The organism is Mucilaginibacter gossypii (genome assembly GCF_900100945.1).
GTDB lineage: Bacteria > Bacteroidota > Bacteroidia > Sphingobacteriales > Sphingobacteriaceae > Mucilaginibacter > Mucilaginibacter gossypii.
The window spans coordinates 119,591-140,598 of record NZ_FNCG01000001.1 but is presented as its reverse complement, the minus strand read 5'-3'; the positions used below and the strand labels follow the sequence as shown (position 1 = coordinate 140,598).

The following is a 21,008-nucleotide window of genomic DNA, read 5'->3' as shown; positions in this document are numbered from 1 at the left end:
TTTGCAATGCAATAAATAAAGTCTGGATATCATACTCACCCCTAAAACATATACCTTTCGTTATTTAATTTGCACATCTGCACAGCCCTAATCTGCACATCTATTAAAAAACTACAAAAATAGTTTGCAAACTATAAAAATAGTTCTACCTTTATCTAACTATAAAAATAGTTTGCTATGCATATCAAAGAACTAACCAAAGCCGAAGAGCAGGTAATGCAGATCCTTTGGCAACTGAAAGAAGCTATTGTTAAAGATATTATTGAAGAAATGCCTGAGCCTAAACCCGCTTACAACACGGTGTCGACTGTGGTAAGGGTATTGGAAGGCAAAGGCTTTATCGACCATAAGGCCTATGGTAACTCGTATGTTTACTTCCCGCTCATCAGCGACGCGGAGTACAAAAAATTCACTTTTGATAAGATGATGAAAAACTATTTCAGCAATTCATATCAAAGTTTGGTATCCTTTATTGTGGATGAAAAGAACATCAGCGTAAAAGAACTGGACGAACTAACATCATTAATTGATAAACTTAAAAGCAAACAACAATGAACTGGCTATATTATTTGCTTGAAGCAAACTTGTACCTATGCGTATTTTATGCAGGGTACTGCCTGTTTTTAAATAAGGAAACACACTATACCTTAAACCGTATATACCTGTTATTGAGCTGTGTGGTTTCATTTGTATTACCCGTTGTACAAATTGGCTGGCTAAAACCGGTTGAAACTGCAACCAAAACAATCGTTATCATTCCTCAAACGGCTTACCAAACAACAGTGCAAAAACTTACCGTGCGGCAAACGTTAACCTTTAACGATATTTGGGTTTACGCCTATATACTTGGTATAATAGTACTTACCACAGTACTATTTATCAGGCTTTATCAATTGGTCAAATTAACAAAGGTCGCCAAAACCCTGGTTGATGGTAAGTATAAACTCATCAATATAGAGGGATCAAACACCGCCTTTTCCTTCTTTAACTACCTTTTTATTGGCACAAAAACCCAGGTTAATAATATCATTATCAGGCACGAGCTGGTTCACATTCGTCAAAAACACTCAGTTGATATTGTTTTTCTGGAGCTGATCAAGATCATTAATTGGTTTAATCCGCTGGTTTATTTATTGCAAATCAGCCTGAAAACCATCCATGAATATATAGCCGACGAGCAAACTGCCGCGCAGGAAAGTGATGCCTTTAGCTATTCGTCGTTTTTGGTAAGCAATGCTTATGGGTTAAACGGCTCGCCCCTGGCGCATTCATTTTTCAATTATAATTTATTAAAAAAGAGGATAATTATGTTAAACCAAAAACGTTCGGGGAAATTAGCCAGGCTAAAATACCTCGTGGCCGTACCCATATGCGCCGGCCTGCTTTGTGCATCAACCCTGGTATTCAGTAAAACTTATGGTTTTTTCGATCTGATGCCCCAACAGGAAATTGTTAATAAAAAGCTGGCCAATACGCATATAGCCCCCGCCGACACTGTAAAAGTAGACCCAGTCCGAATAAAAAAAGCAGATGTTACTTCCAAAGGTTTTAAATACGAAGAAACCGGTTACCTTGTTAATAAAAAAACCGATTTCAGGGTAATTATTACCGAAAAGAACGGCGAGCAAAAAGAATACTATAAAAGCAAAGCTACCCCGGAAGAACTGGCTACACTGAAAACTAAATACGGCTATACATTTCCTAAAATGTTAATTTATCCAAAGCTTCCACCACCTCCGCCTGCTCCACCCGCAAACAGCAAAAAACCAAAAGTTATTGATGTAAAGCTGCCACCTCCGCCACCGCCTGCAAATCCGGAAAAGATAAAGAAAGCACCTAAAGTGGTAGAGGTGACACCGGTTACCCCGGCAGCACCGGCAGGTCCTGTACCAGCAGTTACAGAGCGCGTTCCGCCGCCACCGCCACCTGCCGATCCATTTCAGAACCTGTATTCGTATGTTGCAAAACACGTTCGCTATCCTTCAAAGGCACGCTTAAACCATATTTCGGGAAGAGTGATCCTCACCTTCAGTATCGATAACGGGAAAATAAACAATGTAAACATTATCAGAGGTGTTGACCAGGAAATTGACAATGAGGTGCAGCGGGTAGTGAATGATTTTGATGGCAACCTTAGTGTAAAATCAGGTTACTATAATATACCTGTAACTCTATCATTGGTAGATGCCCAGGATAAAAAATACGCTTATACCCCTGCAAAACTATATGCTCAGGCAAATACATCCGCCGCTAAACTTTCAACTACTCTTCGCGAAGTTGTTGTTTTAGGCTATGACCCCCTGACTGACAATAAGTAAATAAAAAGGCTTTTAACAAGCTTTTCTAATTGCCGACCGGCCTAAAACCGTCCCGGCAATTTTCTGCGTAAACCCCTCTGTTCTCTTTAACCGCCCTGTTTTACAAATAGCTAAATAATTTCTTTTAGTATCCAAAAATTTGTAACTTAGATAAATCCCATCGGGACAATTTCTTTTAAAATATATCTAAAACAAAGCAAACACATTAAATACCGCTTTGTTTAATAAGTACCAATTATACTTCCTGGACCTTACCGTTAGCCTGATTTTGTTCATTTTTAAACCTCATAATATGAAAAAGTTTGGGATCATTTTAGCAATAGTAGGCATTGTGATGCTTATTGCAGGTAATTTTTTTTATAAGCATACCATCAATGCGGTAGATAGCTCTGGCAGTTCAATTATCACTACCGGCTTAAATGGCGGATGGACATTTAAACTGCCTGTTTTTGCCGGCGGTGCGTTATTTTTTCTGGGGTTTGTTTTTTGGGCAGCATCACGCACCGACAACCAGCATCATGATCATTTGATATAGAAGTTAAACCGCATTTTATAAATGATTTCTCGCAAAGACGCGAAGGCGTAAAGTGATTTACTTTAACGCAGTAGCGTCTTTATGTGCATATTTATAATCAGAACGGTGGATTACAAATAGATTATCCCTTCACGTATATCACCTGTTTTGTTTCGAAAAACTCCTCTTTAAAGTAATCTTTCAGATGATATTGGGTAACTTTTAAGCCCGATTCTTTGATCTCCTTCTCCAAATCGCCGCCCTTTAAATATAGGATACCGTTGGGTAATTTGTTATTCGATTGCTTGTTGAATTTACCTTTTACCCATGGATAAAAATCCTTTAATTGGGTAACAGCGCGTGATACTACAAAGTCAAATTTATCCGCAATTTGTTCGGCCCGCAGGTGTGATGCTTTCACATTTCTGAGGCCTAAGGCTACAGCTACTTCCGTAACAACCTTGATTTTTTTGCCTATCGAATCAACCAAATGAAATTGTGTTTCGGGGAATAAAATAGCCAGTGGGATACCAGGAAAGCCCCCACCGGTACCCACATCAAGCACATTTTCGCCCGGTAAAAAAGCCATTACTTTGGCAATCCCAAGCGAGTGGAGCACGTGACGTTCAAATAAAAGATCAATATCTTTGCGGGAAATTACGTTGATCTGGCTGTTCCAGTGTTCATATAAAGCAGGCAATTTTTCAAATTGCTCACGCTGTTCGGCACTTAAATCAGGAAAATATTGTAGAATTATTTCAGATGTCATCCCTGTTAAAACGGTTAATAATATTGCCAAGCAGGTACCTTGCCCTAAATAATTGCGCCTTTACCGTCCCTAAAGGGAGGTCGAGTTGCTGAGCTATTTCTTCGTACGAAAGCTCATCAAAATAGCGTAAGGTAATCAGGTTACGGTAACGCGTCGGGAGGCTTTCAATTAATGATCTTAGCTCCTGAGTTTGTTGTTTTTTGATAGATGTTTCTTCGGGGTTAAGGCTGTCAGCCTTAATTTGCAGCGGTTTTTCATCCCCTTCGTCGTCCATCATGCCGTGAATTGACATGGTACTTAGTTTCTTTTTGCGGATAAAATCGATGCAATTGTTAGTTGCTACCCTGAAAAGCCAGGTGCTAAAAGCAAAATCAGGCTGGTATTTTTCAAGTTTTTCAAATGCCTTGGCAAACGTTTCAACCGTTAGGTCCATTGCATCTTCTTTGTTGTTTACCATCTTAAGCACCATGAAATAAATCGAATCTTTATAACGGTGCATCAAATCGGCATAGGCTTTTTGATCTCCCTGCCTGGCCTTCACTACCAGGTGAAAATCATTCTTTGCGTTCTCGGTAAAGTTGGCGTTTATTTCCATTGAGTAGTTTTTAAAAAGGTACCGATCAATCCAAAAACATTTAAATATGTATAATATAATAGGTCAAAAAAGGGGAGATACCACCAAAGGTCTTTGCCATTAAGTTTTTTAAATATACGATTATAAATGGCCATTTGTAATATCAACCTAAAAACGTACAAACCTAATGCCAGTAACGGCTCATATCTCAAAATAAGGAATAATATCAATAAAATATAGAATATAAACCCGCTAACTGCATCAAAACTAAGCATACGCCTGTGCTGGTTTTTATACAGTTTCCCTACCCCCATGTGTCGCTTTTTTTGTTTAAACCATGATTTAAAAGTGGTTTTAGCCTCTGTAAACATAAATGATTCGGGACTCAGTTCAACCACTGTGTTATCAGGAGTAGCATGCTGGTTAACAAACAGGTCATCATCGCCTGATATTACGTGCATGTGCGAAGCAAAACCTTTTGCACTAAAAAATAACGTTTTTGTATAGGCAAGGTTGCGGCCAATACCCATATAGGGGTCGCCGGTTAACGCGCCCGACAGGTAACTGGTTGCTGTTTTTATGGTTTCAAAGCGGGTAAAAGCATTAATAAAACCACCTTTTTTATAATAAGGAGAGTATCCCAAAACTATTTGCACCCCGCTTGCAAAATTGGCTGCCATACGGCTTATCCAGTTTTCGGAAGCTGGCTTACAATCAGCATCGGTAAATAAAAGGTGTTCATTTTTTGATGCCTTGATGCCTAAGGTAAGGGCAAACTTTTTACCGGTTTTAAAGCGGTCATGCTCGGTAATGGTAACAACTTTAAGGTGGGCGTATTTTTTTTGCATGGTTTCAAGCACCTCGTCGGAAGTATCAAAAGAGCAATCATTGATAACAACCACCTCAAAATCAGGATAGTTTTGTTCCAGTATCGATGGGAGATTTTCCTCTAAGTTACGGGCTTCGTTGCGGGCGCTGATAATAACAGAAATGGGGATTAAGACTCTGGGCGGCGGCCCTTCGGCGGGTTTATGGCCTGCAAGGCGGGTATGCCTGCTTACCAGGTAATATAGCTGAACTATAAAACAAAGCTGAAAAAGAATAAAAAGCGCGTCGTGTAAGTACGTTTCCAAACAAAAAAAATAATGAGGCAAATTTGTTAAAAATCAATGAAATTAAGGCTCAATATCAGCGTTAATTTGAAGTTTAATGTACTCTTATTTAATCTCCCTTAAAATAAAATTACTTTAATTAACATGGTTTTAATATTCAGCACGTTTATAAATAGCTTTTATCCTGCCGCCGTTTTGGAAAGGACGGGCATGAGGTTTTTTTTTGCTAATTTTGCAACCCTAAAATGAAATTTAACTTAACAGCACAAGACCCGCTTTCAAAGGCCCGAGCCGGCGAGATCACTACCGACCACGGTACCATACAAACCCCTATTTTTATGCCCGTAGGCACAGCCGGCACTGTAAAGGCGGTACACCAGCACGAGCTTAAACAGGATATTTCGGCGCAAATTATATTGGGCAACACCTATCATCTATATCTACGTCCTGGTTTAAATACACTTGAAAGCGTCGGAGGACTACATAAATTTAATGGATGGGACGGTCCCATCTTAACCGATAGCGGCGGCTACCAGGTATATTCATTAACCGAAGTACGCAAAATAAAAGAGGAGGGGGTAACGTTCCGCTCGCATATTGACGGATCAAAACATTTGTTTACTCCCGAAAATGTAATGGACATTCAGCGCATAATCGGCGCCGATATTATCATGGCGTTTGATGAGTGTACCCCCTATCCCTGCGATTACAACTACGCAAAACGATCGATAGAAATGACCCACCGCTGGCTGAAACGTTGCTGCGACAGATTTGACAGCACCGGGCCAAAATATGGCTACAGTCAAACACTTTTCCCAATTGTACAAGGTTCGGTATATAAAGATCTGCGCGTACGATCGGCCGAAGTAATAGCCTCATATGAGCGTGAAGGTAATGCCATAGGCGGCCTTTCGGTCGGTGAACCGGCCGAGGAAATGTATGCCATGACCGAAATTGTATGCAATATATTACCGCAGCAAAAACCGCGTTACTTAATGGGGGTAGGTACGCCTGTAAACATTTTGGAAAACATAGCTCTGGGTATTGACATGTTTGATTGCGTTATGCCAACCAGGAACGCGCGCAATGGCATGCTTTTCACCAAAAACGGCATCATCAACATCAAAAATGAGAAATGGAAAAACGACTTTTCGGCCATTGAGGATGACAGCGATCTGTTTGCCGACAGGGATTACAGTAAAGCTTATTTACGCCATTTAATCCACTCTGGCGAGATGTTAGGCGCTCAAATTGCCACCTTGCATAACCTCCATTTTTATCTATGGCTGGTTAAAGAGGCGCGAAAAAAAATTATTGCGGGTGAGTTTTACGATTGGAAAAACATGATGGTAAAGCGCCTTGGACAGCGTTTATAACAACTCATAAAATCACAAGAAATCTCCAGGAAAAACATGGAAATTAACAATCAAACAACCGACAGATGACAACTTTTTTTCATAGATATTTAAAGATCATCGACAGGTTTATTATTGGCAAATACCTCGGCACTTTTATATTTACTATGGGTATTTTCATGGTGATATCTGTAGTGTTTGACGTATCAGAAAAGCTGGATAATTTTCTGAATAAACACGCCAGTTTGCACGATATCGTCTTTAGATATTACGCGGGTTTTATTCCGTTTTATTTGAATATGTTATCGCCGCTGATCAACTTTTTGGCAGTAATTTTCTTTACAGCCAAGATGGCAAACCAAACAGAAATCGTTCCGATACTAAGCGGCCGGGCAAGTTTTAATCGATTTTTAAGACCTTATGTAATCGCTTCATCAATCATATTTGTGGTGTCTTTTTTTGCAAATGTATACCTTATTCCTTTCACAAATCGGTTGAAAATCGACTTTGAAAATGCCAATGGCATGATGGACAATGACCCGACTAAGGTGGAGGTACACATGCAAATTGACAAACATACTTTTGTTTATCTTGCCAATTACGATCCCACAACTCATTTAGGTTACAATTTTATAATGGAGAAATTTAATGGTGATACGTTGCGTGAAAAACTGATTGCCGAACAAATTCAATACGATTCTTTAAAACGAATCTGGTCGCTTAAGCAATACAGTGTAAAATATGTAAACGGGATGAAAGAACAATTCATTACAAGCAATACGCCAAAAGACACAGTTCTGGATATGCACCCAAGCGATTTTATTGTATATGATAACGTATACCAGGCCATGTCTTTAAGCGACCTGAACAAGAATATTGACAAGGAAAAACTGCGCCGCCCGGAATATTTAAAGGCCATTTATTTTGAAAAATATCACCGTTTTGTATACCCTTTATCAGCCTTTGTACTTACTTTAATCGGTGTTTCCATATCGTCGAGAAAGGTACGCGGAGGTGTTGGATTACCCCTGGGGATAGGTATTCTATTATGCTTCGCTTATATTATATTAGAACGGTTTGCGCTTGTATTTTCGGTAAAAGGGGGCATGACACCTTTAATAGCGGTATTCATTCCTAACATCGTTTTTGGCATTTTAGGTTACTATCTGCTTTTAAAAGCACCCAAATAATGACGCAAAACACCCCTTCATCCCCAAATAAGAACCTAATTATTCTCCATTTTACAGTTTTTGTATGGGGATTTACCGGAATTTTGGGCGCCCTGATCACCATTTCGGCCGTACAATTGGTGTGGTTTAGGGTACTTATTGCCTTTTCATCGTTATTTTTGTATTTCAAATTCAACAAAACTGATTTTAAGGTTGACAGAAAAACCCTTGTAAAATTGGTACTCACTGGCGCGATTGTGGGCGGGCATTGGATCCTTTTTTTCGCTGCCATCAAACTTTCTACCGTCGCTGTCACCTTGGTTTGCCTGTCATCCATCACACTTTTCACGGCAATATTTGAACCCCTGATCAATAAAAAAAGCATTTCAAAACTTGAAATTTTAGCCGGTCTTTTAATCATCACCGGCATTATTTTAATTTTTAAATTTGAAAGCAGATACACTAAGGGCATCACAACCGGGCTTGCAAGCGCCGTTTGTGCAAGCCTTTTCTCTATCATTAATTCGCGCCAGGTGCAAAAAGTACAGGCATCAGTCATTGCATTTTATGAGCTGTCAGGGGCCTTTGTATGGATCTCGATATACCTGTTTATAACCTCCGGCTACACCCGTGCCATGCTGTTAAAGCCTGCAGATATCGGTTACCTGGTGCTGCTTGGCACCGTATGCACATCGCTTGCTTACGTGGCCGGGGTATCTGTAATGCGTGAGCTTTCCGCCTTTCGGGTAGCACTCGTCACCAACCTTGAGCCGGTGTATGGTATCATCCTGTCGTTTATTTTTTTTGGTGATCTTAATAAAATGACGCTTGGATTTTGGGGCGGGGCCATCCTTATTTTGTCTACAATTTTTTTATACCCCGTAGCCCGAAAGCAAATTTCACGGCATAAAAGCATGTCCTAATTCTTAGCTTCCTCATTTGCTTGCCTCATACAGATACTTGTACGGCCGTACTTCTGCCTGTTATTAAACAGCGATTCAACAACTCCAATCAGCCTTAGTTTTCACATCCTCCACTCCAAAATAGGAGCGAAATATCAGCGTCCGCTTTGGCTATTTTTAGCCCCTCAGAGCGATTTAAATTTTTCAAGGCATTCTGGGCTCAACTAACATCTCAGCGCAAAACAGCGGCAAAATCCAATTTTAACTTAGTGTATTAAGTTCCAATATAAAAATTGGATCGGCAAACTATACAATTTAAATTTAAGTCATTTTACATCAATTAATAAATTTGAACTAACTATTTATATTATAAAAATATAAATTTAAAAATCAGATATTTATATAATTTATATAAACAAATAATCAAACAAAAGCAATGCAAATAAAATCACAAAAAACTAAAGAAATTAGCATTTAAAAAACAACAAGAAAAAAATCATCATATAAATTTATAAATCAAATAATTAATACATCTTATTTAGTGTAAAACTTTCCAATTCGGCACGAACAAAGCCCACGTCAGAAAGTGTAGTGAAGTAATGATTCAGGAATAAAAAAAAATCGCGGCACCTCTCCTGCTTGTATACAAAATCAGTTTTCGAACGGATTTTTTTTCACTCTCGCAGGATTCTCGCAAAGAAATTTTGGGCGAAAGAAATCCTCGCAATATCAAATTCCAGGGGTATTAAAAGTTCTGATTTTAGCCTTTGAAAAATATGGGCAAAATTTCACTGCGGTTATTGTCACCTCATTTTTGAAAGGGCAATTATCAACCGGGCAAAATCTGGGCGATTTAAAATTGAAGAGCTACCAGAGGTGGACACAGCCAATAAAATATGAACCTAAAAATGCAGACACATCTCCGCACTATTTCGCGATCAAATTCCATGACCTCGATTTACATGAGATCAATTTTTATTAAACATTTAAAAAGCGGATATTGTATTACTCTAAAACCAACATCCATCATGAGCATTAAAACAATAGTCATTGTAGCCATCGCAGTTTTGCTTACCATCGTACTAATGCAAAATACCGACGAGGTTTACTTCAAATTTTTGTTCGCCACTTTCAGGGTATCCAAACTAATGATGATGCTGGTAGTTGCGGTAACAGGTTTTATATTGGGCTTGATCGTGGCATGGCCTAAAAAACAAAAGTTCGATATTGAAGGCTATCATGACGCCATGCACAAAAAAGACGGCACCGATACACTAAGTGACGAAGACAGGGAATACATCAGCTAAAATATGAAAACAAAGATTGGATTTATAGGGCTTGGCAACATGGGTGCCAGCATGGCCAAAAACCTCATTGACTCAGGGTACCATTTGCAGGTTTACAACCGCACACTTTCAAAGGTAGACGAGCTTGGCACCGACAGTGTAACAAAATGCCAGAGTCCTGCTGAAGCTGCGGCAAATGTGCCATTTTTGATCACCATGGTATCAGATGACGAGGTGCTGCGAGAATCGGCTGTAGGCGACGGCGGAATTTTAAAAACGCTACAGCCAAATGCTGTACACATATCCATGAGCACTATTTCACCTGGAACTTCTGAAGAATTGGCCAGGTTACATGAACAGTCAGGAAATCGCTACCTCGCTTCTCCTGTATTCGGAAGGCCCGAAGCAGCCGCTGCACGTAAGCTTTGGATTTGCGTTTCGGGTGATGAACAAACTAAAACTGATGCCCGTCCTATACTTGATTTACTTGGCCAGGAAGTGATTGATTTTGGCCCCTCGGCGGGGGGTGCAAATGTGGTTAAAATAGCAGGCAATTTTATGATCATGGCATCCATGGAAATGATGGCCGAGGCATTCACCCTTGCCGAAAAAAACGGACTAAGCAGAATGCAGGTAGCCGACTTTTTCAGCTCGACGCTTTTCAACGCTCCAATTTTCCAGAGCTACGGCAAGGCCCTTGCCGGCAAGCAATATCAACCGGTAGGCTTCAAATCAAAATTGGGTTATAAAGATGCGCGCCTCGCATTTAAATTATCGCAGACAAGCGAGATGCCCATGCCTATTGCAAACGCCGTACACAGCCGTTTACTAACCGCTATTGCCAAAGGCTGGGGCGAGAACGACTGGGTGGAAGGGATAGGGCGAGGCGTGAGTGAAGACGCGGGCATTTGATTTCGGATTTCGGATGTTTGATTTCGGAATTTGTAAGTAGGATTTTGGAATCGGATATTTCTTTTAAATAAAATGCCGGATGGTCTATCGACTGATAAAATGATCGATAAATCATCCGGCATTTACATGCAGCAGGATAAGTAAGTTTGGTAGCAGAATTGCTTTATATCACAACGTCATTGCGAGGTACGAAGCAATCCCAAACTATACAGGGACGACCTGCCAATCGGGGATTGCTTCGTACCTCGCAATGACGATTTTATTTTGCTTCGGGACAGCTTCCCGAATCCTACCAAATCCGAAATCAAACATCCGAAATCCGACATCACAAATAGAACACCTGGTTCTCCTCTTCCAAAAATTTCAAATCGGGAGTTTCAGCAAAAATACCGAACACAGATGCTCCGGTTCCGCTCATGCTTGAGTATATGGCCCCTGCCTCATAAAGGGCCGCTTTGATGCCTCTGATTTCCGCATGATTTTTAAACACGGTTTGTTCAAAATCATTTTTGATAAGCTTCTTCCAGTCGGCTATCGGTTCGTTGATCAAATCAAACAGCGAATCTTTTACCGGAGTTGGTTTTATGCCTCTGAAAGCCTCCCCTGTTGATACATGAACAGGAGGCATCACCAACACTATTTTGTATGCCGATAGATCAAGTTTAATGCTCTCAAATTCGTCTCCGCGCTCAAAGGCGAACACGGGCTTGTTCTCGATGAAGAAGGCGCAGTCGGCACCAAGGCGACGGGCGTAATCAGTCATCTCGTCAACAGATAAACCGAGCTTAAATTTGTCGTTCATCAGCCGGATAAAAAACGCCGCGTCAGATGAACCGCCGCCCAGTCCCGCGCCTATGGGGATATGCTTATGCAGGTGAATGCTTACCGGCGGCAGGTCATAATCCTGCTTAAGCATATGGTAGCCTTTAACGCAAAGATTATCCTCCATCAACCCGGGAATTTCCAGGCCGGTTGAGGTGAAGCTGAGCTTGTCGCTTTTCACCACTTCAAGGGCGTCTTTAATATCGATAGGATAAAAAATGGTTTCGAGATTATGATAACCATCCGGCCGGCGTTCGGTAATATTAAGGCCGATGTTTATTTTTGCATTCGGAAATAAAATCATACAAAGTAATTAACACGTGATGTATTTGCCAACATCAGTAGGAAACCAAAGGTAGATTATTTTTCTTTGCCCTTTAAATTTGGTCATCGAGTCATTTAGTCATTAAGTCATTGTTTTTTTCAAAGCCTTGCCTAAGTATGCCTATCTGATTGATCACCTTAATCTAACTATACAAAAAAATGAAACAGTATCTTGATCTGATGAGGCATGTGATGGAAACCGGAGCGCAAAAGCATGACAGAACCGGCACCGGTACAGTAAGTGTGTTTGGCTACCAGATGCGTTTCAATCTCAAGGATGGTTTCCCGATGGTAACCACCAAAAAACTGCACCTCAAATCTATCATCCATGAGCTCATCTGGTTTTTGAGCGGCGACAGCAATATCCGCTACCTGAAAGAAAATGGCGTAAAAATATGGGACGAGTGGGCCGACGAAAATGGCGACCTTGGCCCCGTGTACGGCAAACAATGGCGCTCATGGCCTACACCGGATGGCGGCCATATCGACCAGATCAAACAGGTGGTGAACCAGCTTAAAAACAATCCCGACTCGCGCCGTATCATCGTGTCAGCCTGGAACGTTGCCGAGGTTAACCAGATGGCCTTGCCGCCATGCCATAGTTTGTTCCAGTTTTACGTAGCTCCGCCCGATATTTCAAAAGGCGAGACTAAAGGAAAGTTATCATGCCAGTTGTATCAGAGAAGTGCAGATATATTCTTAGGAGTTCCGTTCAACATAGCTTCCTATGCGTTGCTCACCATGATGATGGCACAAGTCTGTAACCTTGACCTTGGTGACTTTATACACACTTTTGGTGATGCACACCTGTACAACAACCACATGGACCAGGCCCGGCTGCAGCTAAGCCGCGATCCTCGCCCCCTGCCAACCATGAAAATCAATCTGGAGGTAAGAGATATCTTCTCATTCAAGTTTGAAGATTTCACTTTGGAGAATTATGATCCCTGGCCGCATATTAAAGCGGAAGTGGCGGTGTAACTTAGTCATTGGCTTCGCGTCATTTGGTCATTGAGTCATTTTTTGATTGTCCTGCTTTTAGCTGTCCTAATCTTATCATGAGTAATAGAATTGAAGAACTCGAGGTATACAATCTTTCGGAAGCATTTGCTGATAGGGTTTGGTTTATGGTGGCCAAGTGGGAATATTTTGCCAAGGATACTTTGGGCAAGCAAATCGTTCGTCCGATTCAATAGGCGCAAACATTGCTGAGGGCTTTGGACGATTTCATTACAAGGAAAATAAAAAATTCTGTTATTTTGGCAGAGGCTCAGTGATTGAAACTAAGGGTTGGCTAAAGAAAGCAAACACAAGAAGCCTGATCAGCGACGAGGATTATCAAACATTACTCAAAGAGTTATAAACAATTCACATAAAACTAAACATCTACATCAAACTCATTGGAAATAGCAATCTATAATTGCAAGTCAAAAAAAATGACTCAATGACCAATGACTTAATGACCTGCAAGAAATGATACTATCCATCATCGTAGCCATAGCCAAAAACCACGCTATCGGTAAAGACAATAAATTACTCTGGTATTTGCCTAACGATCTAAAACATTTTAAAGATGTTACTACGGGGCATACCGTGATCATGGGACGTAAAACTTTTAATTCGGTTGGTAAGCCATTGCCTAGGCGCCGCAACATTGTTATTACCCGGCAAGCCATCAGTATCGATGGTTGCGAGGTGGTGCCAACCATTGAAGCGGCTATTGAGCTTTGCAAAACCGAGGATGAAGTTTTTATTGTTGGCGGGGCCGAGATCTACCGGCAGGCTATCCCGCTTACAAACCGCATATATCTCACCATTGTTGACCAGGATTTTGAGGGGGATACATTCTTCCCGGAGTTAAATCCTGATGAGTGGCAGGAAAAAGATCGTGAAGATTTTGAGCCCGACGAAAAAAACAAGTATAAATATTCGTTTATCACACTTGAGCGTCGCTAACATTCTTTGTCATGATTTTGTTTTAATTTAAAATTTTGTGCTTACGAAATTTTATTAGATTTGCTGCCTTATTGAAAAAAAGCTTATAAACTAATTTATTACATATTACAAATTCGATGCAAGGCAAAGGGGTTATTAAATTTTTCGCCATACTACTGGCAGTGGTGTGCTTATACCAGCTATCATTTACGTGGGTGGCCCATAAGGTTAGGGAGGATGCCAAAGTATACTCAAAGGGAGATCCTGAGAAAGAAAAAGCTTATTTGGATTCTATTTCCAATCAACCGGTTTATCCGCTATTAAAACATGATTACGCTTATGTATTGCAAAGGGAAATTGCATTAGGCCTTGACCTTAAGGGTGGCATGAACGTTACCATGCAGATCCAGCTTGATGAGCTGGTTAGGAAAATTGCCAACAACAATCCTGATGCTACTTTTAACCAGGCTTTGGCTAACGCCGATAAATTGCAGGCAAATGCTCAAACCAACCAAAAAGATTACATCGCTTTATTTGTAAGCGAGTACGAAAAGCTAAACCCCAATGGTAAACTTGCCGCTATCTTTTCAACAAAAGATAACCAGGACCACCTGAAGTTCAACGCTTCAAATAGTGAGGTTAAAACTTATCTTGAGGATTTGGCTTCAACTGCGGTTAAACAATCATTTACTGTTTTGAACACCCGTATCAACCAGTTTGGTGTAACCCAACCAAACATCCAGTTGCAACAAGGCTCAAACAGGATTTTAGTTGAGTTGCCAGGCGTTAAAGAACCAGAGCGTGTTCGTAAATTGCTTTCGGGTTCTGCGAAACTGGAGTTTTACGAAACTTTTGATAATGCTGAGGCATATCAATACCTGATCAATATTGACAACCTGCTTGCTGCAAAAAGCAAAACTGCCAAAGCGGACACAGGTAAATCAGCGAAAGCTGATACCACTGCTAAACTTGCAGCCGGAAAAGCTGATACAGCTAAAGGTGGTTCATTGTTAAGCAAGGTTCAGAAAAATGCCGCTAAAAACGATACTTCAGCTGCTTCATTAAGCAAAACAAAATTAGCTGCACAACACCCGTTGTTTGCAGTAATGTCATTAAACGTTGGCCAGGGTGCAAACGGCCAGCAGCAATTAGGCCAGGGCCCTGTTGTTGGTTATGCTCCGCTTCAGGATACTGCTAAAGTAAATTCATACCTGCACAGTGCAGATGTTTTAGCAGTTATTCCACGTAACATCAAATTTTTGTGGGAAGTAAAACCTATTAAAAACACCAAAACTTTCGCGTTATACGCTATCAAACTTACAGGTGCCGAAAATGGCCCGGTATTATCTGGCGACGTAATTAACGACGCCCGTGCTGATAACGACCAGAAAGGCAGCCCTGAGGTTGTGATGATCATGAACTCAGAAGGTGCTCAAAAATGGCGTGCCGTTACGGCCGAAGCATCATCAGGCACCAACAAAAAAGCTATCGCCATCGTTTTAGATGATAACGTATACTCTGCTCCTACCGTACAAAACGAAATTTCGGGCGGTGTATCATCAATCTCCGGTAACTTTACCATTGATGATACGCGCGACTTAGCCAACGTATTAAAAGCAGGCCGTTTGCCGGCTCCTGCTCACATCGTGTCTGAGTCAATTGTAGGTCCGTCATTAGGCGAGCAGGCTATCTCTGCAGGCATAACTTCAAGTGTCTTAGGCTTAGTTGTGGTATTGATCTTCATGATCGCTTACTATAACCGTGCAGGTACTGTAGCGGTAGTTGCAGTAATCATCAATATCTTCTTCCTGATGGGTGTACTGACCAGTTTAGGCGCGGTATTAACTGTGCCAGGTGTTGCAGGTATCGTATTAACCCTCGGTATCGCGGTAGATGCCAACGTACTGGTTTATGAACGTGTGCGTGAAGAGCTTGGCCTTGGCAAATCATTAAGGGTTGCTGTTGCCGATGGGTTCAAACATGCTTTGCCTTCAATCCTCGATTCACAGATCAGTACCTTCCTTACCGGCTTGATCCTGTTTGTATTTGGTTCAGGTCCTATTCAGGGCTTTGCAACTACATTGATGATTGGTATCGCTACTTCATTGTTCTGTTCATTGCTGATCTCAAGGGTTATATTTGAGTGGATGCTTGACAAAGGCATGGATATCAAATTCTCTAACCCTTGGAGCTCACATACCTTTAAAAATGCAAACTTCGCGTTCGTAAAAAACCGCGGCAAGTTCTACATTTTCTCAGGCTTATTCATTGCAGCAGGTTTGATATCTATCTTCACCCGCGGCTTTACCTACGGTGTGGATTTTGAAGGCGGCCGTAACTATATTGTTAGCTTCCCTAACAAAAACGTTACTACCGAGCAGATCCACGATGCTATCGACGCCACTTTAGGTCGCAGTACCGAGGTTAAAACCATGGGTACCGATAAATTCAGTATCACTACCAACTATCTGTTCAATGATAACTCAACAGCTGCCGATGCCAAGGTAAGGGCAACCCTTGTTAGCACATTAGCTGCTAAAGCTGAAACTAAAATTACCGACAGCAACATTTTAGGTGGTTCAAAAGTAAGTGCTACTATTGCCGATGAGTTAAAAACATCAGCTATTTACACCGTATTGTTCGCCATCTTTGTGATTTCGGCTTACATCCTGATCCGTTTCCGTAAATGGCAGTTCAGCTTGGGAGCGATGATCGCGACTGCTCACGATGCCTTATTGGTATTGTCGTTTTTCTCATTGTTCAATGGCTTCCTTCCGTTTTCACTGGATATTGACCAGGCGTTTATTGCGGCTATATTAACGGTTATTGGTTATTCAATTAACGACACCGTGGTAGTATTTGACAGGATCCGTGAATTCCTTGATCACTCTAACAAAAACGAAAAACCAGAAGAGGTTATCAACAGGGCCATCAACAGTACATTAAGCCGTACAATTATCACAGCATTAACCGTGGTATTCGTATTGTTGGTATTATTCATCTTTGGTGGCGACGTGATCAAAGGCTTCTCATTTGCGTTATTGATCGGTGTTCTTTTCGGTACATACTCGTCGATCTGTGTGGCAACACCAGTAATCGTTGACTTTGGAAAGAAAGACCTTAAATAAGAAAAAGGATAAATTGTTAAAAGGCTCCAAAGTAATTTGGGGCCTTTTTTGTTATCATCTATTGCTATTAAAAAAAACAAAACAACCGACAGATGGTGTTGCATATCGTAATCAATGAAGTATAATTGCACTGTATTTCAATACAAATCGGCATTGGCGGCACGGTGATTGTGCTACTTTCATATGCGGGCAGTATTGCCTGTAAAAGAATAGATTTTAAATATCAACCTGCATAAATGAACACATCAAATAATTCAAAATTTCCACTTGTAGTGATCGTAGGCGGCGGCTTCGGCGGCCTGCAGGTAGCAAAACAACTAAAGGACAAACCTGTAGACGTTTTGATGCTGGATAAGCACAACTACCATACTTTTCAGCCCCTCTTATACCAGGTTGCTATGGGTAGCCTCGAGTCGGAGTCGATAGCTTTCTCATTAAGGAAAAATTTTGCGAGCCAAAAGAATTTCCGCTTCAGGATAGCGGAAGTAACCAGGGTGGATGCGGAAAATAACATACTCGAAACCACTATAGGCAATTTAGCTTATGATTACCTGGTGATAGCAACAGGCTCAACGACCAACTTTTTTGGGAATAAAGACATCGAGCATTATGCTATGCCGATGAAGTCGATCCCTGAGGCGTTGAACCTCCGGTATTCTATTTTGCAGAACATTGAAGAGGCCCTGCTTAAAGTAGGCAAGGCCGAGCGCGATCCCTACCTTACTTTTGTACTGGTAGGCGCTGGCCCAACGGGTGTTGAGCTTGCAGGCTCACTGGCCGAACTCCGTAACCACGTTTTAACAAAAGATTACCCGGAACTTAAAAAGGAGGACATGAAGGTGTACCTGGTCGATTTTTTACCGAAAGTACTTGGCCCCTTCTCCGACCAGGCATCCAACGCGGCCCGCACCTTCCTGACCAATATGGGTGTTGAAGTGCTAACCGGCGTAAAGGTGGAAAGCTACAACGGCGAGGAAATCAAATTTGAAGGCGGTAAAAGCATTCGCACCAAAAATGTGATATGGAGTGCCGGGGTTATGGGTGTTGTGCCCGAGGGCTTTGATAAAGAGGTTATTGAACGTGGAAATAGAATAAAAGTGGATAGCATAGGCCGCGTTGCCGGCTTTAACAACGTATTCGCAATTGGCGACGTTGCAGCCATGATCACCGATGAAACCCCTAAGGGACACCCCGGCGTAGCGCAGGTAGCCATACAAATGGGCCAGCACGTGGCTAAAAATATCATTCATATCATTAACGGCGAACAAACCTCACCGTTTAAGTATAACGATAAAGGCTCATTGGCAACTATTGGCCGCAATAAGGCGGTGGCCGATTTGGGCAAAGTAAAATTCCAGGGATTTTTTGCATGGCTTGTATGGATGTTTGTGCACCTGATATCGCTTTTAGGCGGCCGTAATAAGGTGATTGTATTCATTAACTGGGTATCGAGCTATGTAACCTATAATGGCGGTACAAGGCTTATTATCCGCAAATTTGAGCGCGAAGGCTTAACTGAGGATCAGCATTTGCCTAATACGGTTGATTAGCTTAAGTCCGGAGTCTAAAGTCTCGGGTTCTAAGGCTTAAGTCAAAAGTTTTAAGTTGGAAGTTTAGCGTTTTGTAAACTAAATTGATGACTTTTGACTTAAGACTTAAAACCTAAGATTTCCAAAAATGAGCATCAAAATAACCGAATGTCCCCGCGATGCCATGCAGGGCATTCATGATTTTATTCCTACCGATATAAAGGCGGAATACATTAACCTGCTTTTACAGGTGGGTTTTGATACGATAGATTTTGGCAGCTTTGTATCACCCAAGGCTATCCCCCAGTTACAGGACACGGCGGAGGTATTAAAAAAACTCGATCTGAGTAATACTCGCTCAAAGCTATTGGCTATTATAGCCAACTATCGCGGGGCAGAAGACGCGGCTAAACATGAAGAGATCACTTACCTTGGTTATCCATTTTCCATATCCGAAACATTTCAGCTTAGAAATACAAACTCAACCATTGAGCAGGCTTTTGAAACCGTACAGCGGATAAATGAATTGAGCCATAAAAACGGCAAGCAATTGTTAGTTTATCTTTCCATGGGTTTTGGAAACCCTTACGGTGATGAATGGAATACCGGCATCATTGAACACTGGGCAGAAAAAATGACAGCAGAAGGAATAAAAAACATCGCTCTTGCGGATACCGTAGGTATTGCGGATGCAGAACAGATCAGTGGCATTTACCCCAACCTTTGCCGTTTATTCACCAATACCGAGTTTGGCATTCACCTGCATTCCACTCCTGATACATGGCAGCCAAAAATAGCCGCAGCCTACCAAAGCGGTTGCAAGCGTTTCGATACTGCAATAAAAGGCTACGGAGGCTGCCCAATGGCCAAAGACGATCTCACAGGCAACATTGCCACCGAAAACCTGATAGGTTATCTTAAAATACAAAATGAGCCCACAGGGCTTAATATGGATAAATTTAAAGAAGCGATGGATTACTCGGGAAGGGTGTTTGCCTGAGCATAATTTACAGAACTTAAGAAGTTACAGAATTGAAGCTTGCATACCAGGGCAAAGAAATTAATTCTGCTAATTTAAAAATTCTGTAAATTCTGATTCAGACCATTCTTTATGCCGCGGCGTGCTTAGTTGCTTTAGCTGCTTTATTTTTCACCACTCTGTCAAAGTTTTCCATTACCAACACAGCCGCACCAATTAACTCAGCATCAAATCCAAGTTCAGATACTAATAGTTCGGTACCGCCTGCCAGGCGCGGGATACAGTACTTGTGAAGGGCTTGTTGTATCGGGGCCATCAGTATCTTGGCAACTTTAGCCCCGCGACCACTTAATACAATGATGGCGGGGTTCATAATATGGATAAGAATGGCCAGGGCCTTCCCTATTTTATAACCCGCATCCGATAATAGTTCAATCGCAAACTGATCGCCATTATTGGCGGCTTCTATCAAGGCATCACCCATTAGTTTGGAGTGATCTTCCTCATTATATTTTAAGCTGGTTACACGGCCTTTTTTGATACCTGCTATGGCTTTTTGAGCAACTACCAATAATGATGCTTCGGCTTCCAGGCAGCCACGTTTACCACATTCGCAAAGGGAACCATCTTCCGATAGCGGGATATGGCTTAGCTCGCCTGCAAAACCGTTGTGACCGCGGAACAGTTTTCCATTTACGATCATCCCCAGGCCAATACCCCAGCCCAGGTTTATTACCATAACTTCCTGCTGAGATTTGGCTATACCGAATTTTTGTTCGGCAAGTGCTATAAGGCTCGAGTCATTATCGATATAAGTGGCGATGCCTGTTTTGGAAGTAAGGTAAGCAGTTAAGCTTTGTCCGCCGGCGTCAAGGTAAGTGTAATTGATACCTTCGGTAATATTGATGAAGCCGGGCATACCGATGCCTATTCCGGCAATCTTATCTTTAGGGACCCCACTGTTTGCTATGTAGTTATTAATCTGCTCAACCAGCGTCGGCAATGCCTCGGGGTTATTGAGTAGTTTAAGCTCAAAGGTAAGCATATCGGCAACCGGATTATTCAGCAGATCAAACATCTGGATACGGGCGGTGAGCTGATCGAGCGCGATAGCTAAAATATGCATAGCGCTTGACTTTACCGAATACATTAACGGGCGACGGCCGCCGCTCGAAGGGGCATACCCCTGTTCAACCACAAAACCCTCGTGCATTAACTCGTTTATAGCTTTGGCTATAGACGGGATACTTTTATCAAATAACTCACTTAATCCTGCACACGACATGGCCTTATTAAAATAAAGCCTTTTAATGATCATATTTTTTAACTGGCTGCCCTTTACCCCTTTATTCGTAAGTTCCATCAACAATTATTATAGTT

The 21,008-nt window shown here is 41.5% G+C and carries 19 protein-coding genes; 14 read left to right on the top strand and 5 right to left on the bottom strand.

Features of this window, described 5'->3' with window-relative positions:
* Positions 1-177 precede the first annotated feature (177 nt).
* From BLS28_RS00635 to BLS28_RS00625, 3 genes are all read left to right on the top strand, one after another.
* The gene (locus BLS28_RS00635) at positions 178-555 is read left to right on the top strand and encodes a BlaI/MecI/CopY family transcriptional regulator (protein ID WP_091162276.1); all 378 of its coding nucleotides are present in this window, start codon (positions 178-180) and stop codon (positions 553-555) included.
* Entirely contained in the window at positions 552-2,318 is a 1,767-nt protein-coding gene (locus tag BLS28_RS00630) for a M56 family metallopeptidase (RefSeq protein ID WP_091162275.1), read from the top strand. Before BLS28_RS00635 ends, BLS28_RS00630 begins: the two co-directional genes overlap by 4 nt.
* A 292-nt stretch (positions 2,319-2,610) precedes the next feature.
* Entirely contained in the window at positions 2,611-2,853 is a 243-nt protein-coding gene (locus BLS28_RS00625; RefSeq protein WP_091162272.1) for a hypothetical protein, read from the top strand.
* A gap of 121 nt (positions 2,854-2,974) precedes the next feature.
* On the opposite strand, the gene rsmG is transcribed toward BLS28_RS00625, so the two are convergent.
* From rsmG to BLS28_RS00610, 3 genes are read right to left on the bottom strand one after another with little or no spacing between them, the layout of a single operon-like run.
* Positions 2,975-3,601: a 16S rRNA (guanine(527)-N(7))-methyltransferase RsmG gene (rsmG, locus tag BLS28_RS00620; protein WP_091162270.1), complete on the bottom strand. Its 627-nt coding sequence runs from the start codon at positions 3,599-3,601 to the stop codon at positions 2,975-2,977.
* Positions 3,591-4,196 carry an RNA polymerase sigma factor gene (locus tag BLS28_RS00615; protein WP_090526513.1) on the bottom strand — a complete coding sequence of 202 codons (606 nt, stop codon included), beginning with the start codon at positions 4,194-4,196 and terminating at the stop codon, positions 3,591-3,593. Before BLS28_RS00615 ends, rsmG begins: the two co-directional genes overlap by 11 nt.
* Positions 4,187-5,308 carry a glycosyltransferase gene (locus tag BLS28_RS00610; protein WP_243770809.1) on the bottom strand — a complete coding sequence of 374 codons (1,122 nt, stop codon included), beginning with the start codon at positions 5,306-5,308 and terminating at the stop codon, positions 4,187-4,189. The genes BLS28_RS00615 and BLS28_RS00610 overlap by 10 nt, the downstream gene beginning before the upstream one ends.
* A gap of 224 nt (positions 5,309-5,532) precedes the next feature.
* Here BLS28_RS00610 and tgt point away from each other — a divergent pair, with 224 nt between their 5' ends.
* The 5 genes from tgt to BLS28_RS00585 all read left to right on the top strand — a co-directional run bounded on the left by tgt (position 5,533) and on the right by BLS28_RS00585 (position 10,911).
* Positions 5,533-6,663: a tRNA guanosine(34) transglycosylase Tgt gene (tgt, locus tag BLS28_RS00605; RefSeq protein ID WP_091162264.1), complete on the top strand. Its 1,131-nt coding sequence runs from the start codon at positions 5,533-5,535 to the stop codon at positions 6,661-6,663.
* A gap of 65 nt (positions 6,664-6,728) precedes the next feature.
* Entirely contained in the window at positions 6,729-7,832 is a 1,104-nt protein-coding gene (locus BLS28_RS00600) for an LptF/LptG family permease (RefSeq protein ID WP_091162262.1), read from the top strand.
* On the top strand, positions 7,832-8,734 hold the full coding sequence (locus BLS28_RS00595; protein WP_091162260.1) for a DMT family transporter: 903 nt from the start codon (positions 7,832-7,834) through the stop codon (positions 8,732-8,734). The genes BLS28_RS00600 and BLS28_RS00595 overlap by 1 nt, the downstream gene beginning before the upstream one ends.
* A 1,007-nt stretch (positions 8,735-9,741) precedes the next feature.
* Complete coding sequence (locus BLS28_RS00590) at positions 9,742-10,020, top strand: lipopolysaccharide assembly protein LapA domain-containing protein (RefSeq protein ID WP_176844329.1); 279 nt, start codon at positions 9,742-9,744, stop codon at positions 10,018-10,020.
* 3 nt (positions 10,021-10,023) lie between these two features.
* A complete protein-coding gene (locus tag BLS28_RS00585; protein WP_091162256.1) occupies positions 10,024-10,911 on the top strand; it encodes an NAD(P)-dependent oxidoreductase in 888 nt (295 codons plus the stop codon).
* Positions 10,912-11,236: 325 nt separating this feature from the next.
* Here BLS28_RS00585 and ispE read toward each other — a convergent pair whose 3' ends face one another.
* Positions 11,237-12,037, bottom strand: coding sequence for a 4-(cytidine 5'-diphospho)-2-C-methyl-D-erythritol kinase (gene ispE / locus BLS28_RS00580; protein WP_091162254.1), 801 nt, complete (start codon positions 12,035-12,037; stop codon positions 11,237-11,239).
* A gap of 179 nt (positions 12,038-12,216) precedes the next feature.
* On the opposite strand from ispE, the gene BLS28_RS00575 reads away from it, so the two are divergent.
* The 6 genes from BLS28_RS00575 to BLS28_RS00550 all read left to right on the top strand — a co-directional run bounded on the left by BLS28_RS00575 (position 12,217) and on the right by BLS28_RS00550 (position 19,649).
* Positions 12,217-13,038, top strand: coding sequence for a thymidylate synthase (locus BLS28_RS00575; RefSeq protein WP_091162252.1), 822 nt, complete (start codon positions 12,217-12,219; stop codon positions 13,036-13,038).
* 157 nt (positions 13,039-13,195) lie between these two features.
* Positions 13,196-13,420, top strand: a complete 225-nt coding sequence (locus tag BLS28_RS31500) for a four helix bundle protein (RefSeq protein WP_218134326.1) — start codon at positions 13,196-13,198, stop codon at positions 13,418-13,420.
* A 110-nt stretch (positions 13,421-13,530) separates the two neighbouring features.
* The gene (locus BLS28_RS00565; protein WP_091162250.1) at positions 13,531-14,013 is read left to right on the top strand and encodes a dihydrofolate reductase; all 483 of its coding nucleotides are present in this window, start codon (positions 13,531-13,533) and stop codon (positions 14,011-14,013) included.
* 116 nt (positions 14,014-14,129) lie between these two features.
* On the top strand, positions 14,130-17,120 hold the full coding sequence (secDF, locus tag BLS28_RS00560; RefSeq protein WP_091162248.1) for a protein translocase subunit SecDF: 2,991 nt from the start codon (positions 14,130-14,132) through the stop codon (positions 17,118-17,120).
* A 236-nt stretch (positions 17,121-17,356) separates the two neighbouring features.
* The gene (locus BLS28_RS00555) at positions 17,357-18,670 is read left to right on the top strand and encodes an NAD(P)/FAD-dependent oxidoreductase (RefSeq protein WP_091162246.1); all 1,314 of its coding nucleotides are present in this window, start codon (positions 17,357-17,359) and stop codon (positions 18,668-18,670) included.
* A 127-nt stretch (positions 18,671-18,797) separates the two neighbouring features.
* Positions 18,798-19,649: a hydroxymethylglutaryl-CoA lyase gene (locus tag BLS28_RS00550; RefSeq protein WP_091162244.1), complete on the top strand. Its 852-nt coding sequence runs from the start codon at positions 18,798-18,800 to the stop codon at positions 19,647-19,649.
* Between the two features lie 109 nt (positions 19,650-19,758).
* Here the strand turns inward: BLS28_RS00550 and BLS28_RS00545 are convergent, their stop codons facing one another.
* Entirely contained in the window at positions 19,759-20,991 is a 1,233-nt protein-coding gene (locus BLS28_RS00545) for an ROK family protein (protein ID WP_091162242.1), read from the bottom strand.
* Between the last annotated feature and the right edge of the window lie 17 nt (positions 20,992-21,008).

Bases quoted from the DNA above. Each gene is read 5' to 3' on its own strand.
- BLS28_RS00635 (WP_091162276.1), top strand. From the start codon at position 178: ATGCATATCAAAGAACTAACCAAAGCCGAAGAGCAGGTAATGCAGATC.
- BLS28_RS00630 (WP_091162275.1), top strand. From the start codon at position 552: ATGAACTGGCTATATTATTTGCTTGAAGCAAACTTGTACCTATGCGTA.
- BLS28_RS00625 (WP_091162272.1), top strand. From the start codon at position 2,611: ATGAAAAAGTTTGGGATCATTTTAGCAATAGTAGGCATTGTGATGCTT.
- rsmG (WP_091162270.1), bottom strand. From the start codon at position 3,601: ATGACATCTGAAATAATTCTACAATATTTTCCTGATTTAAGTGCCGAA.
- BLS28_RS00615 (WP_090526513.1), bottom strand. From the start codon at position 4,196: ATGGAAATAAACGCCAACTTTACCGAGAACGCAAAGAATGATTTTCAC.
- tgt (WP_091162264.1), top strand. From the start codon at position 5,533: ATGAAATTTAACTTAACAGCACAAGACCCGCTTTCAAAGGCCCGAGCC.
- BLS28_RS00600 (WP_091162262.1), top strand. From the start codon at position 6,729: ATGACAACTTTTTTTCATAGATATTTAAAGATCATCGACAGGTTTATT.
- BLS28_RS00595 (WP_091162260.1), top strand. From the start codon at position 7,832: ATGACGCAAAACACCCCTTCATCCCCAAATAAGAACCTAATTATTCTC.
- BLS28_RS00590 (WP_176844329.1), top strand. From the start codon at position 9,742: ATGAGCATTAAAACAATAGTCATTGTAGCCATCGCAGTTTTGCTTACC.
- BLS28_RS00585 (WP_091162256.1), top strand. From the start codon at position 10,024: ATGAAAACAAAGATTGGATTTATAGGGCTTGGCAACATGGGTGCCAGC.
- ispE (WP_091162254.1), bottom strand. From the start codon at position 12,037: ATGATTTTATTTCCGAATGCAAAAATAAACATCGGCCTTAATATTACC.
- BLS28_RS00575 (WP_091162252.1), top strand. From the start codon at position 12,217: ATGAAACAGTATCTTGATCTGATGAGGCATGTGATGGAAACCGGAGCG.
- BLS28_RS00565 (WP_091162250.1), top strand. From the start codon at position 13,531: ATGATACTATCCATCATCGTAGCCATAGCCAAAAACCACGCTATCGGT.
- secDF (WP_091162248.1), top strand. From the start codon at position 14,130: ATGCAAGGCAAAGGGGTTATTAAATTTTTCGCCATACTACTGGCAGTG.
- BLS28_RS00555 (WP_091162246.1), top strand. From the start codon at position 17,357: ATGAACACATCAAATAATTCAAAATTTCCACTTGTAGTGATCGTAGGC.
- BLS28_RS00550 (WP_091162244.1), top strand. From the start codon at position 18,798: ATGAGCATCAAAATAACCGAATGTCCCCGCGATGCCATGCAGGGCATT.
- BLS28_RS00545 (WP_091162242.1), bottom strand. From the start codon at position 20,991: ATGGAACTTACGAATAAAGGGGTAAAGGGCAGCCAGTTAAAAAATATG.